Below are 18,276 nucleotides of genomic sequence, written 5' to 3' on the forward strand. Positions count from 1 at the left end.
GCCATTTCGAACCGACAATGACCAACCAGAACGAACACGCCGCCGCGCAGGACGAAAACGCGATCATCGCCGAGCGCCGCGCCAAGCTGGCCGCCCTGCGCGAGCAGGGGGTCGCCTTCCCGAACGACTTCCGTCCGCAGCACAAGGCGGCCGATCTGCATGCACAGTACGGCGAACTGGGCAACGAAGAACTCGAGCCGAAACAGATCAAGGTGTCGGTCGCCGGCCGCATGATGCTCAAGCGGGTGATGGGCAAGGCCTCGTTCGCGACCCTGCAGGACGCCTCGGGCCAGCACGCGGAGGGCCGCATTCAGCTCTACATCACCAACGACAACGCGGGGGAAGCCACCCACGCGGCGTTCAAGCACTACGACCTGGGCGACATCCTCGGCGCCGAAGGCCTGCTGTTCAAGACCAAGACCGGTGAACTGTCGATCAAGGTGACCGGCCTGCGGCTGCTGACCAAGGCGCTGCGCCCCCTCCCCGACAAGTTCCATGGCTTGCATGATCAGGAAACCAAGTACCGCCAGCGCTACGTGGACCTGATCACCAGCGAGGAAACCCGCCGCACCTTCCGTGCGCGCACCGCCGCGATGTCGTCGATCCGCCGCTTCATGGCCGAGCACGGCTTCATGGAAGTCGAAACGCCGATGCTGCATCCGATCCCCGGCGGCGCAGCGGCCAAGCCCTTCATCACGCATCACAATGCGCTCGACATGCAGATGTTCCTGCGCATCGCGCCAGAGCTCTACCTGAAGCGCCTCGTCGTCGGCGGCTTCGAACGCGTGTTCGAAGTCAACCGCAACTTCCGCAACGAAGGCGTGTCCCCGCGCCACAATCCGGAATTCACGATGATGGAGTTCTACGCCGCCTATGTCGACTACAAGTGGCTGATGGACTTCACCGAAGCCGTGATCCGGCAGGCGGCGGTCGACGCGCATGGCACATCCCTGCTTTCGTACCAGGGTCGCGAACTCGACCTCGGCAAGCCCTTCCAGCGCATGACCATCGTCGAGGCGATCAACAAGTACGCTCCCCAGTACACGAGCGATCAGCTCAAGGATGCCGCCTTCCTGCGCGAAGAGCTGAAGACGCGCTACAAGGTCGAAGCGCTTGCCGGCGCCGGCCTCGGCGCGCTGCAACTGGCATTGTTCGAAGAAACGGCGGAATCCCAGCTGTGGGATCCGACCTACATCATCGATTACCCGGTCGAAGTATCGCCGCTGGCACGCGCCTCCGACACCGTCCCCGGCATCACCGAACGCTTCGAACTGTTCATCACGGGGCGCGAGATCGCCAACGGTTTCTCCGAGCTGAACGACCCGGAAGACCAGGCGGCCCGCTTCCAGGCGCAGGTCGCTGCCAAGGATGCCGGCGACGAAGAGGCCATGTACTACGACGCCGACTACATTCGCGCGCTGGAGTACGGCCTGCCTCCGACCGGCGGCTGCGGCATCGGCATCGACCGCCTGATGATGCTGATCACCGACTCGCCCAACATCCGGGACGTCATCCTGTTCCCGCATCTGCGGCGCGAGGACTGAGCGCCGCGCATCGCGCACTCAAGGGGCCGTTGGCCCCTTTTTTATTGCCGCACGTGTTACAAAGCCTTACAGGTGATACGCAGCGGCCCTATGTGGCCGGCAGCCCCTCTTCGATAATTACTCCATCGAATTTTTCGAGGTTTTATCGCCAAGGAGGCAGATATGGAAATCCAAAAGAATCCCGCGCGCATTCACCCGCTGGTCGCCGGCGCATCCATCTCGGTCATGCTGGTCAGCCTCACGGGCATCGCCGCGATGACCGGCATGCTGCCCAGTTCACATGGAACGGGCGCGCCGTCGGCAACGGTCGCCGACTCGGTCGGCGCAGCCGCCGCCGCCTCATCCCCCGCGGCCCTGGTTGAGACCGCGCCGCAGCCGCCCGCTCCTTCTAAGCTGGCAAAGGCCGAACCGGAAGAGCCGGCGCCGGCGCCGAAGAAAAGCGTGAGCCGGCCGGCGGTGGTCAAGGAATCCCAGCCGCGCCATGCGAGCTATGCCGAACCGGCCCGCGCCGCGGCCCCCGCGATCTGTCATAGCTGCGGCCAGGTGGTCGACATCCAGGCGATCACCCAGCCTGCCCAGGGTTCCGGCGTCGGCATGGTGGCCGGCGCGGTACTCGGCGGCGTACTCGGCAACCAGGTCGGCGGCGGCAATGGCCGCAAGCTGGCAACCGTGGCGGGCGCCGTCGGCGGCGGTTACGCCGGCAATGAGATCGAAAAGCGTACCCGCGCCACCACTTCATACCAGGTCCGGGTACGAATGGAAGACGGCGACACGCGCATGTTCAGCTACGCCCAGCAGCCGGGCTGGAATGTCGGCGACCGCGTCCGTGTGGTCGACGGCCGCCTCACCTCCCGCGCCTGATTCCCTCCTGCGCGCGGCTAGCCTGAGACCCGGGGCGGCGAATTCGCCGCCCCTTTCATTTCCCCATATGCCTGCGGCGCGTTTTCATCCGCAGTCTGTTACCCCGCCGGCGTGGGTAGAAAGACACAGACCGCTTGCGTTCGCCTGAACACGTCCGCATACTTGTCTTTTTGATATTACTCAAGCCGAATCTCCATCCGGCTTGCGCCAAGCGACATGAAAAACACTGCGATCCGCGTTCCGCCCCCCCAGCGCCGCAGCGGCGACAGCAAGTACCTGTCGGCCGTCCCTGACGTCGTCCCGCCCTATGCACGCGCCGAGGAAAGCGGTGTTCCCGCAGCGCAGGCGGACAGCAGCGCCCTCCGCTTCTTCGAACTGCAGCAGACCATCGCCCGCTATACCGATCTCTACAATTCCGCGCCCGTCGCCTACTTCCGCCTGGATTTTCACGGCTTCATACTCGAGGCAAACGTGATGGCGGCAGGGATGCTCGGCGTCACCCGCGCTTCGCTCAGGGGCCGGCGGCTGGAGGATTACATCTCCTCCGACGCGCGGCTCGCCTACGCCGTGTTTCTGGAACAGGTATTCCTGGGGGCCAGCAAGGAGACCTGCGAACTGGGCTTCCTCGACAGCGATGGCCAGCCCTTCTTTGCCCATGTGGAGGCCAGCGCCGATGTGACCGGGGAGGCGTGCAGCCTGGTCCTGTGCGACATCAGCGAACGGCGTCAGGCCGAACTCGGCCTGATCGAGAGCGAGGAACGCTTCAGGCTGATGGCCGACTCCGCGCCGGTGCTCATCTGGATTACCGGACCGAGCCAGAACTACCTGTGGTTCAACAAGATGTGGCTGGACTTCACCGGCAGGCAGCTGGATGAAGAACTCGGATCCGGCTGGCTTGGCGGCATACACGAAGACGACCGCAGCGCATGCACGGCAATTCAGTCGGCCGCCTTCGAGGCGCGCGAGGCCTTCAGCATGGAGTACCGGCTGCGCCGCCAGGACGGGCATTATCACTACATGCTTGCGCACGGCGTGCCGCGCTTCTCGCCGAGCGGCCGTTTTCTCGGCTACATCGGGAGCAGCATCGATATCACGGAGCGCAAGAAAGTCGAAGAGGCGCTGCGCCATTCACGGCAGCTGCTGCGGCATCTCGTTTCCTATCAGGAGAAAGTCAGGGAAGACGAGCGCAAGCGCATCGCGCGGGAGATACACGACGACCTCGGCCAGAACCTGCTGGCACTGCGCCTCGATGTGGCGATGCTGCATACGCGCACCGAGAAATCGCATCCCAGGCTCAATGCACGGGTCAAGGTCGCGCTCGACCACATCGACGCGACCATCAGGGCGGTGCGTGCCGCCATCAACAACCTGCGTCCCGCGGTACTCGACCTTGGATTGAACGCCGCGATCGAATGGCAGGTGCAGGACTTCCGCCGGCGTACCGGCATTCGCTGTTCGCTGGAGATGGAAGACGACGTCGTGCTCGACGACAATTGCGCAACCGCGCTCTTCCGCATCCTCCAGGAATCGCTCAACAACGTGCAGCGCCACGCACAGGCCACTGCGGTGCAGATCAGCGTCTACCGCGAGGACAGGAACCTGTGGATGCGCATCGCCGACAACGGCGTCGGCATGTACCCGTCCTGCCGCAGAAAGGCAAACTCCTTTGGCCTGGTCGGGATAGAAGAACGCATCAGCGCCCTGGGCGGAGGGCTCTCGATCACCGGGGACAAGAGCAAGGGAACGACTCTGATGGTGTCGCTGCCCCTGCGGGACGCGTGATGGTCGCGTGAGGGATGCGCCGGTCAGCGTGCCTCTTCTATCCAGGCCATCTGGATAGCTTCCAGCACCTTCTCGCCGGACCGTGCCGGGTCGTCGTCGAAACCGTCGAGTTCGCATACCCACCGGTGCAGATCCGTAAACCGGACCGTCAGGGGATCGACATCCGGATACTTCTCATACAGTTCTTCCGCGATGCGTATCGTATCTGTCCATTTCATCGCGCCACCCTTCAGTGATTCTCGCTGACCTGGTTGATCGTGTACTTGGGAATCTCGACCACGAGGTCGGTGTCCCCGACGAGGGCCTGGCATGACAGCCGCGAGGTGGCTTCGAGCCCCCAGGCCCGGTCGAGCAAGTCTTCCTCTTTCTCTTCCGGCTCGTTCAGCGAATCGAAGCCTTCGCGCACCACTACGTGGCAGGTGGTGCAGGCACAGGACTTCTCGCAGGCGTGTTCGATCTCGATGTCGTGATCGAGGAGGACATCGCAGACCGACTTGCCCGAAGGCGCGTCGATGACCGCGCCTTCAGGACACAGCTTCTCATGTGGCAGTACGACGATTTGCGGCACTATTTTTTCCTTGTATTGAAATCCGGTTGACGAGTACGGCTGTCAGGCCAGCTGGTCCAGCTTCTTGCCGGAGAGCGCCGCGCGCACGCTGCGATCCATGCGCCGCGCCGCGAACTCTTCCGTTCCCCTGGCCAGCGCCTCCACGGAGGACTTGATCGCCAGGTGATCGCTGCCCTTGATGCCGTTTCGAACCTCGTCCATCAGCCTGCCCAGAGCCTCCCGCTCCTGCTCGGACAGCAGCTCGCCATCCGCGTCGAGCGCCGACTGGGTCGCCAGCAGAATCCGCTCCGCCTCGACCTGCTCTTCGCGCAATGCGCGCAGCTTCATGTCTTCTTCCGCCGAGCGATAGGAGTCCTGCAGCATGCGGGCGATTTCGTCGTCCGCCAATCCATAGGACGGCTTGACTGAAATCGAGGCCTCGACGCCGGAGCGCTGCTCCCGCGCCGATACCGACAGCAGGCCGTCGGCATCGACCTGGTAGGTGACGCGAATGCGCGCGGCGCCAGCCGCCATCGGCGGTATGCCGCGCAATTCGAAACGGGCCAGTGAGCGGCAGTCGCTCACCAGCTCCCGCTCGCCCTGCACGACGTGGATTGCCATCGCGGTCTGCCCATCCTTGAAAGTCGTGAATTCCTGCGCCCTTGCGCAGGGAATCGTCGAGTTGCGCGGGATGACCTTTTCCACCAGTCCGCCCATGGTTTCAATCCCGAGCGACAGCGGGATAACGTCGAGCAGCAGCCACTCTTCGCCGGCCGCGCGATTGCCGGCGAGCAGATTCGCCTGGATCGCGGCGCCGAGCGCGACCACCTTGTCGGGATCGATATTGGCCAGCGGCGTGGTCTGGAAGAAATCGCCCACCGCCTTGCGGATGTGCGGCATGCGGGTCGCCCCGCCGACCAGCACCACTCCGTCCACGTCATCCACCGACAGCCCGGCGTCGCGCAGGGCCTTGCGGCAGGGCGTGATGGTCTTGGTCACGAGATGCCGGGTGATCTCGGCAAAAGTCTCCGCCGACAGGATGAGATGCACTTCTTCGCCGGAGCCCAGCACCACATCGATGCTCGTCTCCGCCTGGGTCGACAGCAGTTCCTTGGCTTCACGCGCCTTCACCATCAGCAGCCGGGTATCCTTGTCGGACAGCGGCGCCAGCCTCGCCTGCTCGATCATCCAGCACACCAGGCGGTGGTCGAAGTCGTCGCCGCCGAGCGCCGAATCGCCGCCGGTGGCAAGCACTTCGAACACGCCCTTGCTGAGCTTGAGCACGGAGATGTCGAAGGTACCGCCGCCCAGGTCGTACACCGCGTAGATGCCCTCGGATCCATTGTCCAGGCCATAGGCAATGGCGGCCGCCGTCGGTTCGTTGAGCAGGCGCAGCACATTCAGGCCGGCCAGTTTCGCGGCATCCTTCGTGGCTTGCCGCTGCGCGTCGTCGAAATACGCAGGAACCGTGATCACCGCCCCGACGAGTTCATCGCCCAGGGCGTCTTCCGCACGCTGGCGCAAGGTGGCGAGAATCTCGGCCGAGACTTCGACCGGACTCTTGATGCCGGCGACTGTCTTCAATTGCACCATGCCGGGGGCATCGACGAAGTCGTACGGCAGGTTCTCCGCGTAGGCGATGTCCTTCAGGCCGCGTCCCATGAAACGCTTGACCGAAACAATGGTGTTTTTTGGATCGGTGGTCTGGGCAGACTGCGCCTTGTAGCCGATATGAGCATTCCCGTTCGGCAGATAACGCACGATGGACGGAAGCAGTGGATGGCCTTCCTCGTCATTGAGGACTTCGGGAATGCTGTGGCGTACCGTGGCGACCAGCGAATTGGTGGTGCCGAGATCGATGCCGACGGCGAGCCGCCGCTGGTGCGGCGCGGTTGACATCCCGGGTTCGGATATTTGGAGTAAGGCCATGTTACCTGTTCAGTACTTTCTGCTCGTCGCCTCGGAAGACACTTTCCTCAGCCTTCGAGCTTTTCAAAAACGGACTGCACTTCTTCATCGAGCTTGTCGAGAAACATGAGCTGCCGCACCAGCTTTCCGGCATCGTCATATTCATTGCTGTCCAGCAGGGCGCCAATCTCCGCGACCTTGGCCTTTCTCGCCGCTTGCAAGTCCTTGTCCAGGCGGTCGAGCGCCTGCACGTCACCGGCGTCCCTCGCCTCGTCCAGCGCTTCGCGCCACTCCATCTGCTGCATCAGGAAAGCCGTCGGCATCGCCGTGTTCGACTCAATCTGCAGATCGACACCATTGAGTTCGCAGAGATATGCCGCACGCCTGAAGGGATTTTTCAGCGTCTGGTACGCCTCGTTCGCGCGCGCCGCCCACTGCAGCGCCACCCGCTTTTCACTGTCCGTCCCGGTGGTGAACTTGTCGGGGTGGACCCGGCTCTGGACCTCGCGATATGCCGCCTCCAGCGCCTTCATGTCGACCGCGAAGCGCTGCGGCAAGTGAAAAAGTTCGAAGTGGTTTTGCATGTCAACTTAAAACAAAAGCCTGTACGCGGACGAACAGGCTTGTGGACTGCGGCATGCCGCAAGGGCACGGACCGCCGGACTGTCAGATGCGGAAGCTCTCGCCGCAGCCGCACTCGTCCTTCACGTTCGGGTTGTTGAAGCGGAATCCTTCATTCAGCCCTTCACGCGCGAAATCGAGCTCGGTGCCGTCGATGTAAGCGAGGCTCTTCGGATCCACGAACACCTTCACGCCGTGCGATTCGAACACTGCATCCTCGGGAGCGCTCTCATCGACATACTCCAGCTTGTACGCCAGGCCGGAGCATCCGGTGGTGCGCACGCCGAGGCGCAGGCCCAGCCCCTTGCCGCGCCGCTCGATGTAGCGGGTGATGTGCTTGGCAGCCTTTTCCGTCAGTGTGATTGCCATATGCTTGCTTCTTTCTCCGGTTGCGGATCGGCTCCGCTCAGGCCGCCTCGGCTACATGGCCGCTGCTGCCGTGCTTGTCCTTGTAGTCCTTGACCGCCGCCTTGATCGCGTCTTCCGCCAGGATCGAGCAGTGGATCTTCACCGGCGGCAGTGCCAGCTCTTCGGCGATCTGGGTGTTCTTGATCGACATGGCTTCGTCGAGCGTCTTGCCCTTCACCCATTCGGTGACGAGCGAGGACGACGCGATCGCCGAGCCGCAGCCGTATGTCTTGAACTTCGCATCCTCGATCACGCCGTCGGCGCCGACCTTGATCTGCAGCTTCATCACATCGCCGCATGCGGGCGCGCCGACCATGCCGGTGCCGACCGTTGCATCGCCCTTTTCAAACGAGCCGACGTTGCGCGGGTTTTCGTAGTGGTCGAGAACTTTTTCCGAATAAGACATCTTGTGCTCCTAATGACTTGAGTTTGTTCCGCGCCTAGTGCGCGGCCCACTGGATGGTGCTCAGGTCGATACCATCCTTGTACATTTCCCACAGCGGCGACAGTTCGCGCAGCTTGCCGACCTTGGACTTGATCAGGTTGACCGTGAAATCGATATCCTCCTCGGTCGTGAAACGGCCGATGGTGAAGCGGATCGAGCTGTGCGCGAGTTCGTCGCTGCGGCCAAGTGCACGCAATACGTAAGATGGTTCCAGGCTGGCCGAAGTACAAGCCGATCCGGAGGAAACCGCGATGTCCTTGATCGCCATGATCAGGGATTCGCCCTCGACGAAATTGAAGCTCACGTTCAGGTTGTGCGGGACGCGGTGATCCATGTCGCCGTTGACATACACCTCTTCGATTTCCATCAGTCCCTTGGCGAGACGGTCACGCAGCGCGCGGATACGCGCAATTTCCGTGTCCATCTCTTCCTTCGCCAGACGGAAAGCCTCACCCATGCCCACGATCTGGTGCGTGGGCAGCGTGCCCGAGCGCAGGCCACGCTCGTGACCGCCGCCGTGCATCTGCGGCTCGATGCGCACGCGCGGCTTGCGACGCACGTACAGGGCGCCGATGCCCTTCGGACCATAAGTCTTGTGTGCAGTGAAAGTCATCAGGTCGACCTTCCATTTCTCGAGGTCGATGGCCACCTTGCCGGTCGCCTGCGCCGCATCGCAATGGAAGATGATTCCCTTGGCGCGGCACAGCTCGCCGATTTCCGGGATCGGCTGGATGACGCCGATCTCGTTATTGACGAGCATGACGGACACCAGGATCGTGTCCGGACGAATGGCTTCCTGCAATTGCTCAATGGTGATCAGGCCATTGTCCTGCGGCTGCAGGTAGGTGGCTTCGAAACCCTGGCGCTCAAGCTCCCGCACCGTGTCCAGCACCGCCTTGTGCTCGGTCTTCACGGTGATGATGTGCTTGCCCTTGGTCTTGTAAAAATGCGCGGCGCCCTTCAGCGCAAGATTGTTGCCTTCGGTTGCGCCAGAGGTCCAGATGATTTCGCGCGGATCGGCGTTGACCAGCGCAGCCACATGAGCGCGCGCTTCCTCCACCGCCTTTTCGGCCGTCCAGCCGTACATGTGACTGCGCGAAGCCGGGTTACCGAACTGCTCGCGCAGATAGGGAATCATTTTGTCGGCGACGCGCGGATCGATCGGCGTGGTGGCCGAATAATCCATGTAGATCGGGAAGTGCGGCGCCTTGATCGTATCCAACAAGGTTTTTTCCAACGGGGCATTCATATTCTGCTTTACTCCTATCAAGCGGCGACCGGCGGACGGGGCACCACGACAACATTCTGTTCCGCACTCTTTTGCCGCTGCTGATCGACCAGATCCTTCAGCGAAACCGAGTCCAGGTATTCGACCATCTTCGCGTTGAGAGTCGCCCACAGGTCGTGGGTCATGCAGCGCGTGCCATGCTCGTGACTGGCGCCATGGCAGTTTTCCTTGCCACCGCACTGGGTGGCGTCGAGCGGCTCGTCGACGGCAATGATGATATCGGCCACCGTCACATCTTCCGCCCGTCTTGCCAGCGTATATCCACCGCCGGGACCGCGTACCGATTCAACGATTTCATGCCGTCGCAACTTGCCGAAAAGCTGCTCGAGATACGACAGCGATATTTCCTGCCTCTGGCTGATCGCCGACAGCGTGACCGGCCCCTTGTCCTGGCGCAGCGCCAGATCAATCATGGCAGTCACGGCAAACCGGCCCTTGGTGGTCAAACGCATAAACTCTCAACTCCCGAAAACAGGGGCCCCGCGTAATTTCCCGAGTACCCGAAGATTTTGGTCAAGTATAACAAAGTTGAGTAGTTTTGTCAGGTATTGGCGCGGAGCGAAATGATGGCGAGCCGCCGCCAATTGCCAAAATGCAACGCGTTATTATTTCATAATCGCGCCGCTGGCGCAGGGGGACTTTTACCTGAGGCGCAGGCGCGCAACCATCATGTACAGCAGGGTATCGCCCTGCCCCTGACCGACGGTGTGCGGCAGGCGATAGTGGCTGACGAAACCGCCGAATTCAAGGCGGGCTCCCGGGCCGGTATCGAGCTCGCGCACGTAGCCGATGCTCAGCCTGTTGACCCTGGACCTGTCCGTCAGGACTTCGCCGAGTCCGGGTTCGTCGCTGCCGACCTGCTCGAGCCGGCCGAAGAGCGTATGAGCGCCGGGGAGTCGTACGGTCGATTCCAGCAGAAAGCCGGAAGTCGACTGCCGCATTTTCCTGCTGCTGCGCCCCCATGCGAGCATGTTTTCCAGCCGTACCCCGCCGTGTTCGAAGACATGGCTGGCCGAGACGGCGGTTCTGCGCAAGCTCTCGTCCGCCATCAGATGGTCCAGTCCGCTTATCTTGCCCCTGGCCAGTTGCAAAACGAGATTGTCGGCGGGTTTGTAGGACAGGCGGGAGATGCGGGTCCGGTAAAGTCTGGCATCGATCCTCTCCGCCGCCGGGCCCGAGGACAGCTGCTCGAAACTGAATTTCCGCCAGCGGTAGCCGACGCCGTATGCTTCTTCGTCGGGACGGTAAGCGCCTGTCCAGAGATAATCCACCCCGCCGGCGCCGGCGTTGCCGAACAACAGCCAGGGCGCCGCGGCACGGCCCGGTTGCGTGTCACTCTTGATGTCCGCCGTCAGGCCAACCTCGTCCGAGGCCTTCGCTGCGACTGAAGAAAGCATCAGGATTGCCGCGATGATGACAGGCCGGTATCCGCGCATATTCCCCCTCCTATCCCGACAAGGCGCCGTGGGCCACCAGGGATTGCATCAGTCCCATGCAACCATCTTCGATATACGAAAGAACAAGCTCGAAGTCTTTGCCTCCGCGGTAATAGGGATCATGCACGACGGTGGCATTGTGGCGCTGGGCATAGGCCATCAGCAGCCCCAGCTTCCCTTTCTGCGCGGGAGGGCACAGACGCTGCAGCACCTCGAGATTGTTGAAATCCATCCCGATGAGCAGATCGAATTGCTGGAAGTCGGCTTGCGTGATCTGTCGTGCACGCAAGGATGAAAGGTCATATCCGCGCTTGCGGGCGGCGGCCTGGGCGCGCGGGTCGGGAGGACAGCCGACGTGGTAGTCGTGCGTGCCGGCGGAGTCGACGACCACACGGCTGGCGAGGCCGGCGTCCGAAAGATACTTGCGCATCACCGCCTCCGCCGTCGGAGACCGGCATATATTCCCCATGCAGACAAACAATACCGCGCATTTTCCGTTCTGGTTCATGCTCCACCCCACGAGCAGGCGCGCTGGACGCCCTGACATGGATTGTGTAGCAAGCAGCGAAAACGAAATTATGCGACGTCAAATCCCGCCGGCCGCCGGCGAGGGAAGCCCCGGCAATCTGGCCTGCGGTGGAGATGCGTCAAACCCGCGATGAGCTCGGCTTCCGAAGCAGGCGCATCGGCCCGAACAGGTCCTGCATGGTCTTGTTGGCGATGAAGGACAAGTTGTACGGGTGCTCGGAGCGGACAGTCGGAAAGCGGCCGGTCACGTCCAGCGAGGCCAGCTGCTCGGCGATTTTCCCCCACAGGACCAGGGTCGGGGTGGCGGGCCGCTCACGCGCAGCGAGGCTTTCGAGCACGACCTTGAGAAACGGCCGCCAGGCCCTCGCATCCTTGACCGGCGCCACATCGGCGCGGAAGACCAGGCTGGCGTTCAGCAGCAGGAAACCATGGGAGATCAGATTGGCCTGCAACTCCGGCAGTCCCTGGATGCATGAATCGTCTTGCGACGACCGCCTTGCCACGCCCTGCAGCGCCGCCGCACCCGTATCGCTTTCCGACAGCCAGCCGTCCGCGACGAGCAGCATTTTCATGAAATTGCGCAGAGAAGTCGCGCGGTTGACCTGCTTGGACAAGCCATTTGCCGACCAGAGGGCTTCCACCGCCCCGTCCATGAAACAGACTCCGGTCGCGCTCGCTTCCCGGGGATACGGCCCTTCCCCGACCAGTATGTAGCGGACCGCATCGAAGGGCAGCCGGAATGCGGCGAAAAGACGTCCCTGCGTCGGCAGGTAGCTGCCCGCGGCGAGCGCCGGAAGGTAGGCCGGGTCGGCGAGGGTTAGTTCGCGCAGGCCCTTTTCGAGGGTCGGATGCCAGGATGGGTGAGCAAGCGTCAGCGCGTCGATGATCTGGGCGGGAATGTGGGCGGTCATGAATGGCAGCGGTCGACAAACCGCGCCATTCTAACCGTGCCGGCAACAGCGGGAAAACTATTTGCCGGTCAGAGAGACCACGTTGTCGGCGCCGGGCGCGCCGAACAGCTGCTCCTTCAGCAGATGCAGCTGGTCGCGCACCTGCGCCGCCTTTTCGAACTCCAGGTTCTTCGCATGTTCGACCATCAGCTTTTCCAGCCGCTTGATCTCCTTGCTCACCTGTTTCTCGCTCATGCCTTCATAGCGGGCCTGCTCCTGCGCGACGAGCAGCTCGGCGCGGGCCTCCTGCGGACTGTAGACGCCATCGATCAGTTCGCGGATCTGCTTCTTGACGCCGATCGGCGTGATGTTGTTGGCCTTGTTGAACTCAAGCTGCTTGTGCCTGCGCCGCTCGGTCTCGTCGATCGCGCGCCGCATCGAATCGGTCATCCTGTCGGCGTAGAGAATCGCCGTTCCGTTGAGGTTGCGCGCGGCCCGCCCGATGGTCTGGATCAGGCTGCGCTCCGACCGGAGGAAGCCTTCCTTGTCGGCATCGAGAATGGCGACCAGCGACACCTCGGGGATGTCCAGGCCCTCACGCAACAGGTTGATGCCGACCAGGACATCGAAAGTGCCGAGGCGCAGGTCGCGGATGATCTCCACGCGCTCGACGGTATCGATGTCGCTGTGCAGGTAGCGCACCTTGATTCCGTTGTCGCCCAGGAACTCGGTCAGCTGCTCCGCCATGCGCTTGGTGAGCGTCGTCACCAGCACCCGCTCGTTCTTCTTCACACGATCGGTAATCTCCGACATCAGGTCGTCCACCTGCGAACTGGCAGGACGCACGATGATCTGCGGATCGACCAGGCCGGTCGGACGCACCACCTGTTCCACCACCTGGCCGGCGTGCGTCGCCTCATATTCGGCGGGGGTGGCCGAGACGAAGACGGTCTGCCGCATCTTGCGCTCGAACTCCTCGAATTTCAGCGGCCGGTTGTCGAGCGCCGAAGGCAGCCGGAAGCCGTAGTCGACCAGGTTGACCTTGCGCGCCCTGTCGCCGTTGTACATGCCGTTGAGCTGGCCGAGCAGCACGTGCGACTCGTCAAGGAACATCACGGCATCCTGCGGCAGGTAGTCGACCAGAGTCGGCGGCGGCTCGCCCGGCCTGGAGCCCGTCAGGTGGCGCGAGTAGTTCTCGATGCCCTTGGTAAATCCGATCTCCTGCATCATCTCGAGATCGAAGCGCGTGCGCTGCTCGAGCCGCTGCTCTTCCACGAGCTTGCCTTCCTTGCGGAAGAACTCGAGACGCTCCCGCAGCTCTTCCTTGATGCTCTCGATCGCCCGCAGAACGGTTTCCCTCGGGGTGACGTAGTGCGAACCGGGATAGATCGTGAACCTCGGAATCTTCTGCCTCACGCGCCCCGTCAGCGGATCGAACAGCTGAAGGCTGTCGATCTCATCGTCGAAGGTTTCGATGCGCAGTGCCAGTTCGGCGTGTTCCGCTGGGAAGACATCGATCGTGTCGCCGCGGACGCGGAAGGTGCCGCGCCCGAAATCGATTTCGTTCCGGGTGTACTGCATCTGTATGAGCCGCGCGATCACATCGCGCTGGCTGACCTTGTCCTTGGCCCGCAGGGTCAGGATCATCCGGTGATACTCGTTCGGATTACCGATACCGTAGATCGCGGATACGGTCGCCACGATGACCACGTCGCGCCGCTCCATCAGCGACTTGGTGCACGACAGCCGCATCTGTTCGATGTGCTCGTTGATCGAGGAATCCTTCTCGATGAACAGGTCGCGCTGCGGCACGTAGGCTTCAGGCTGGTAATAGTCGTAGTAGCTGACGAAGTACTCGACGGCGTTTTGCGGGAAGAACTCGCGGAATTCGCTGTAGAGCTGCGCGGCGAGCGTCTTGTTCGGCGCAAACACGATCGCGGGACGGCCGAGGCGCGCGATGACGTTGGCCATCGTGTAAGTCTTGCCGGAACCGGTCACGCCGAGCAGTGTCTGGAACGACAGTCCGTCCTCCACGCCTTCGACCAGTTTGGCGATCGCACCCGGCTGGTCCCCGGCGGGCGGGAAAGGCTGGTAGAGTCGGTAGGGCGAATCAGGGAAGGTGACGATCTTCGACTCGTCGATCGGGCTGGAAACCTGGGATAAATCTGCCATCTGAATTCGACCTTTGGTAGAATAAATAGTTGCACGTAAGCTCTTGGTTTTTTTAGGTAAAGTCCACCGCAACCGGCCTGCCCAAGTACCTGTTCGTACCTCTTCGCAGCCAATTTTTCATGTTATCACGATGACCCAACCGCAAACCGCCTCCCTCTTCGGCGCCGTCGACATGGCGCCCCGCGACCCGATCCTAGGCATCACCGAAGCCTATAACGCGGACAAGAATCCGAACAAGGTCAACCTCGGCGTCGGCGTTTATTACGACGACAACGGCAAGGTGCCCTTGCTGGAGTGCGTGCGCAAGGCGGAAGCCCAGTTGCTGGAAAAGGCGGCTCCCCGCACCTATCTGCCCATCGACGGTCTGGCCGCGTACGATAAGGCGGTGCAAGAACTCGTATTTGGTGCCGACAGCGCGGTCGTACAAGAGAAACGTGCGATTACCGTGCAGGCCATCGGCGGCACCGGCGCCCTGAAGATCGGCGCCGACTTCCTGAAGCGCTTCGCACCCGACTCTCAGGTCTGGATCAGCGATCCGAGCTGGGAAAACCATCGTGCCCTGTTCGAATCCGCCGGCTTCGTCGTCAACAGCTATCCGTACTACGATCCGGCCACGCGCGGCGTGAACTTCGCCGGCATGCTCGGCGCGCTGCAGTCGATGCCGGCAGGCTCGATCGTTCTGCTGCATGCCTGCTGCCACAACCCCACCGGCGCGGACCTGACCGACGAGCAATGGAAGCAGGTCATCGAGGTGGTGACGGGCCGCGGACTGATCCCCTTCCTCGACATGGCTTACCAAGGCTTCGGCGACGGCATCGATGCCGACGGCAGGGTGGTGCGCCAGTTCGCGCAGGCCGGCGGCCCGCTGTTCGTTTCGAACTCCTTCTCCAAGTCCTTCTCGCTGTACGGCGAGCGCGTTGGGGCCCTCAGCATTGTGGCGGCAAGCACCGAAGAAGCGGCACGCGTGCTGTCGCAGCTCAAGCGGGTCGTTCGCACCAACTACTCCAACCCGCCCCTGCACGGCGGCCAGGTCGTCGCCACCGCACTGGCGACGCCGGAATTGCGCGCACTGTGGGAAGAAGAGCTTGCAGCAATGCGTGTGCGCATTCGCGAAATGCGCCAGGCTCTCGTGGCGAAACTCAAGGCAAAGGTCCCGAATCAGAACTTCGATTTCGTGATCACCCAGCGCGGCATGTTCTCCTATTCCGGCCTGACCAAGGCCCAGGTCGAACGCCTGCGCAACGAGTATTCGGTCTATGCAGTCGATACCGGCCGCATCTGCGTGGCGGCGCTGAACTCGAAGAACATCGACTACGTGGTCGACGCGATCGCGAAGGTGCTCTAAAAGAACCAGGCCGCCACCGAAAACCTTTCTTCCCGCGGAACATCTTCCAGTTCTTTGACATTTCCGGAAAGATCGGCCTATAATAGCGGCTCTGTTCCCTGATAGCTCAGTCGGTAGAGCGACGGACTGTTAATCCGCAGGTCCCTGGTTCGAGTCCAGGTCGGGGAGCCAAAAAATTGCAAGGGCTTGCGCGAAAGCGCAAGCCCTTTTTCCGTTTACCGGTCTGTCTACCCCTGCCCGCAGCGGATTGTCCGTCATCAAACTGTCGCATTGTTCATTCATCGGTTTTCTGCACGTACGGTCATATCCGCATGCTTGCAGTGATTCCTCGGTCGTGCATTGAAAGAGTGAAGCGGGGCCTGCATCGGAAAGTTCGAGCATATGCGTCATTTGTCAAAACACGCGGTCATGGCCGCCCTTAGCATCGAAGCCGTCGAACGCGTTTGCGCGTCCAGCACCTCTTCGGATCGCGAGTATCCGCACGGCCGTCCCGGCCCGATTTTCGGACAGTACTGACTTCCTGCCCGTGTCTGGGCAGACTATGCAATGACTACCCAACTGGAAAAGAGCGCCCCACGTTTGTCGAATTCCATCACGACGCTGTCGCGCTTTCCGGCCAACAAGTTAAGCCCCTCCCTGCTCTCGCGGATCAAGTCCGCGATGGACAGTGTCATCATCATCGACGCCGAACGCCGGATCGTGCTGGTCAATTCCCGGGCAGAGCAATTGTTCGGCTACACGGCCGCGCAACTGCTCGACCGCCCGCTCGAGATGCTGGTGCCTTCGCAGGGTGAAGACAAGGCTTTGGGACTCGGCACCACCTCGACGCTCAGAGGCCTTCGTTCCGACGGCCGGCTTTTCAGCCTCACTGCCGTCATCGCCCGGGTTTCCATTCAGGGCGAAACCTTTCTTGCCCTGATCGCCCCCGGCGGAGCGGACAGCAGAGCCGCGGAACACAGCCGGAAACCGGCACTCCCGGCGGATCTGCGCCGCTGGGCGGCGACCACCCAGAAGACGGTGGAAATTGAAAAGCGCCGCTTTTCCCGCAAGCTTTACGACGACATCGGACAGCGGCTGAGTGTGCTCAAGCTCGACCTCGACTGGCTGGAACACAGCCTGCCGAACGAGAGCAAGCTGGTGCCCGCCCGCGTGGCACGGATGCAGGGTTTGCTCGACAACATCATCGCCATGACGAAAAACATGGCGTCCACCCTGCGCCCGCCGCTGCTCGACGATTTCGGCTTGCTGCCCGCCGTGGAATGGATGGCGGAAAATCTCAGGAAAAGAACGGGCATCACCTGCACGATCGAGAGCTCCGGCATGGATGCGAAGCTCGACGACACCATACAGTCCGCGCTGTTTCGGCTCGTCCAGGAAGGACTGTCGAACGTGGAGCACCACTCGCACGCACGCTCGGTGCAGATTCACCTTCATCGCCGTTCCGGCCACGTCCTGCTGATGATGCGCGACGACGGCGTTGGCATGCCCGAAGGCAGCGAGAACAAGCCGGGCTGTTACGGTCTGATTGCCATGCAAGAACGCGTCTTCGTGCTCGGCGGTACAATCAGCATTCGCAACGAGCCGCCGTATGGTGTTACCATTCAGGCATCGATTCCGATCGAGTCGTTTTTCTCCCCCGAACAAATCACCTGACCACGTTCTATGATCCGTATCGTAATCGCCGATGACCACACCATCATGCGCGAAGGTCTCAAACGCATCCTCGACGGTGCGGATGACATCGAGGTGGTGGGCGAGGCCGTCGACGGCTTCGAGGCCCTGGCCCATGTACGCAAGGGTGGATTCGATCTGCTGATGCTGGACCTTTCCATGCCGGGTCGCAGCGGCGTGGAGCTGATCCGGCAGATCAAGGATGAAGTGCCGAAGCTGCCCATTCTCATCCTGACCATGCACGAGGAAGAACAGTATGCCGTCCGCGCGATCCGCGCCGGCGCGCGCGGCTATCTGACGAAGGAAAGCGCCGGGACGCAGCTGGTCAGCGCCATCCGCAAGGTCGCCTCGGGCCGTCCGTACATCAGCCTGGAAGTGGCCGAACAGCTGGCCATGGACGTGATGCCGGCCAACGAAGACCTGCCGCACAAGCAACTGTCCAATCGCGAGTTCGAAGTATTCACCCTACTCGTAAGCGGCAAGTCGATTACCGAGATCGCGGAAGTCCTGCATCTGAGCGCGAAGACGGTCAGCACGCACAAGACCCGCATTCTGACCAAGATGAACATGAACTCGCTCGCCGAGATGGTGCAGTATGCAGTGCAACATCGGCTGCTCGGGCCGTTGAAGAACTGAACCGGCTTCGCACCCTTCTCCCCGCGTTTTCCCCCTTCCTACCTGCTCCTAATCGCGCGGCACGGCCTGCGGCCCTGCCGCGCGATTAGGAAAACACGCTCGCCGCTTGTAAGAATTATCTGACAAAGATAAATCCATTCTTACAACCCAATTCAGCCCAAGCCGATAGTAATTACCAGTTGCGATTGCGATAC

Annotated in this window: 18 protein-coding genes and 1 tRNA gene; 7 read left to right on the forward strand and 12 right to left on the reverse strand. The window is 62.0% G+C overall.

Going from position 1 to position 18,276, the window contains the following annotated elements; genetic code table 11:
- Positions 1 to 17 precede the first annotated feature (17 nt).
- The 3 genes from lysS (at position 18) to NCCP691_RS18155 (ending at position 4,187) form a co-directional block, all read left to right on the forward strand.
- A complete protein-coding gene (gene lysS / locus NCCP691_RS18145) occupies positions 18 to 1,544 on the forward strand; it encodes a lysine--tRNA ligase (RefSeq protein WP_220809978.1) in 1,527 nt (508 codons plus the stop codon).
- A 162-nt stretch (positions 1,545 to 1,706) separates the two neighbouring features.
- Positions 1,707 to 2,405: an outer membrane lipoprotein gene (locus tag NCCP691_RS18150; protein ID WP_220809979.1), complete on the forward strand. Its 699-nt coding sequence runs from the start codon at positions 1,707 to 1,709 to the stop codon at positions 2,403 to 2,405.
- A gap of 216 nt (positions 2,406 to 2,621) precedes the next feature.
- The gene (locus tag NCCP691_RS18155; RefSeq protein WP_220809980.1) at positions 2,622 to 4,187 is read left to right on the forward strand and encodes a PAS domain-containing sensor histidine kinase; all 1,566 of its coding nucleotides are present in this window, start codon (positions 2,622 to 2,624) and stop codon (positions 4,185 to 4,187) included.
- A gap of 23 nt (positions 4,188 to 4,210) precedes the next feature.
- On the opposite strand, the gene iscX is transcribed toward NCCP691_RS18155, so the two are convergent.
- From iscX to uvrB, 12 genes are all read right to left on the reverse strand, one after another.
- Positions 4,211 to 4,405: a Fe-S cluster assembly protein IscX gene (iscX, locus tag NCCP691_RS18160; protein ID WP_220809981.1), complete on the reverse strand. Its 195-nt coding sequence runs from the start codon at positions 4,403 to 4,405 to the stop codon at positions 4,211 to 4,213.
- Between the two features lie 11 nt (positions 4,406 to 4,416).
- Positions 4,417 to 4,755 carry an ISC system 2Fe-2S type ferredoxin gene (gene fdx, locus NCCP691_RS18165; protein ID WP_220809982.1) on the reverse strand — a complete coding sequence of 113 codons (339 nt, stop codon included), beginning with the start codon at positions 4,753 to 4,755 and terminating at the stop codon, positions 4,417 to 4,419.
- A 42-nt stretch (positions 4,756 to 4,797) separates the two neighbouring features.
- Entirely contained in the window at positions 4,798 to 6,663 is a 1,866-nt protein-coding gene (gene hscA / locus NCCP691_RS18170; RefSeq protein WP_220809983.1) for a Fe-S protein assembly chaperone HscA, read from the reverse strand.
- A 47-nt stretch (positions 6,664 to 6,710) separates the two neighbouring features.
- On the reverse strand, positions 6,711 to 7,226 hold the full coding sequence (gene hscB / locus NCCP691_RS18175) for a Fe-S protein assembly co-chaperone HscB (protein ID WP_220809984.1): 516 nt from the start codon (positions 7,224 to 7,226) through the stop codon (positions 6,711 to 6,713).
- Between the two features lie 82 nt (positions 7,227 to 7,308).
- Complete coding sequence (iscA, locus tag NCCP691_RS18180; protein ID WP_220809985.1) at positions 7,309 to 7,632, reverse strand: iron-sulfur cluster assembly protein IscA; 324 nt, start codon at positions 7,630 to 7,632, stop codon at positions 7,309 to 7,311.
- 37 nt (positions 7,633 to 7,669) lie between these two features.
- Positions 7,670 to 8,077, reverse strand: coding sequence for a Fe-S cluster assembly scaffold IscU (iscU, locus tag NCCP691_RS18185; protein ID WP_220809986.1), 408 nt, complete (start codon positions 8,075 to 8,077; stop codon positions 7,670 to 7,672).
- Positions 8,078 to 8,111: 34 nt separating this feature from the next.
- Complete coding sequence (locus NCCP691_RS18190; protein WP_220809987.1) at positions 8,112 to 9,365, reverse strand: IscS subfamily cysteine desulfurase; 1,254 nt, start codon at positions 9,363 to 9,365, stop codon at positions 8,112 to 8,114.
- A gap of 17 nt (positions 9,366 to 9,382) precedes the next feature.
- Entirely contained in the window at positions 9,383 to 9,856 is a 474-nt protein-coding gene (iscR, locus tag NCCP691_RS18195; RefSeq protein ID WP_220809988.1) for a Fe-S cluster assembly transcriptional regulator IscR, read from the reverse strand.
- A gap of 189 nt (positions 9,857 to 10,045) precedes the next feature.
- The gene (locus NCCP691_RS18200) at positions 10,046 to 10,801 is read right to left on the reverse strand and encodes a hypothetical protein (RefSeq protein ID WP_220809989.1); all 756 of its coding nucleotides are present in this window, start codon (positions 10,799 to 10,801) and stop codon (positions 10,046 to 10,048) included.
- Positions 10,802 to 10,850: 49 nt separating this feature from the next.
- Positions 10,851 to 11,348: a low molecular weight protein-tyrosine-phosphatase gene (locus NCCP691_RS18205; protein WP_220809990.1), complete on the reverse strand. Its 498-nt coding sequence runs from the start codon at positions 11,346 to 11,348 to the stop codon at positions 10,851 to 10,853.
- A 139-nt stretch (positions 11,349 to 11,487) separates the two neighbouring features.
- A complete protein-coding gene (locus NCCP691_RS18210) occupies positions 11,488 to 12,279 on the reverse strand; it encodes a uracil-DNA glycosylase family protein (protein WP_220809991.1) in 792 nt (263 codons plus the stop codon).
- 57 nt (positions 12,280 to 12,336) lie between these two features.
- The gene (gene uvrB / locus NCCP691_RS18215; RefSeq protein ID WP_220809992.1) at positions 12,337 to 14,430 is read right to left on the reverse strand and encodes an excinuclease ABC subunit UvrB; all 2,094 of its coding nucleotides are present in this window, start codon (positions 14,428 to 14,430) and stop codon (positions 12,337 to 12,339) included.
- A gap of 130 nt (positions 14,431 to 14,560) precedes the next feature.
- Between uvrB and NCCP691_RS18220 the strand changes: the two genes are divergently transcribed.
- The 4 genes from NCCP691_RS18220 (at position 14,561) to NCCP691_RS18235 (ending at position 18,082) form a co-directional block, all read left to right on the forward strand.
- Entirely contained in the window at positions 14,561 to 15,775 is a 1,215-nt protein-coding gene (locus NCCP691_RS18220) for an amino acid aminotransferase (protein ID WP_220809993.1), read from the forward strand.
- 95 nt (positions 15,776 to 15,870) lie between these two features.
- Positions 15,871 to 15,946 (forward strand) — tRNA-Asn (locus NCCP691_RS18225).
- 375 nt (positions 15,947 to 16,321) lie between these two features.
- Complete coding sequence (locus NCCP691_RS18230) at positions 16,322 to 17,428, forward strand: PAS domain-containing sensor histidine kinase (protein ID WP_220809994.1); 1,107 nt, start codon at positions 16,322 to 16,324, stop codon at positions 17,426 to 17,428.
- A gap of 9 nt (positions 17,429 to 17,437) precedes the next feature.
- On the forward strand, positions 17,438 to 18,082 hold the full coding sequence (locus NCCP691_RS18235) for a response regulator (RefSeq protein ID WP_220809995.1): 645 nt from the start codon (positions 17,438 to 17,440) through the stop codon (positions 18,080 to 18,082).
- Positions 18,083 to 18,276 lie beyond the last annotated feature (194 nt).

Origin of the sequence: Noviherbaspirillum aridicola (genome assembly GCF_019656455.1) — a bacterium.
GTDB lineage: Bacteria > Pseudomonadota > Gammaproteobacteria > Burkholderiales > Burkholderiaceae_D > Noviherbaspirillum > Noviherbaspirillum aridicola.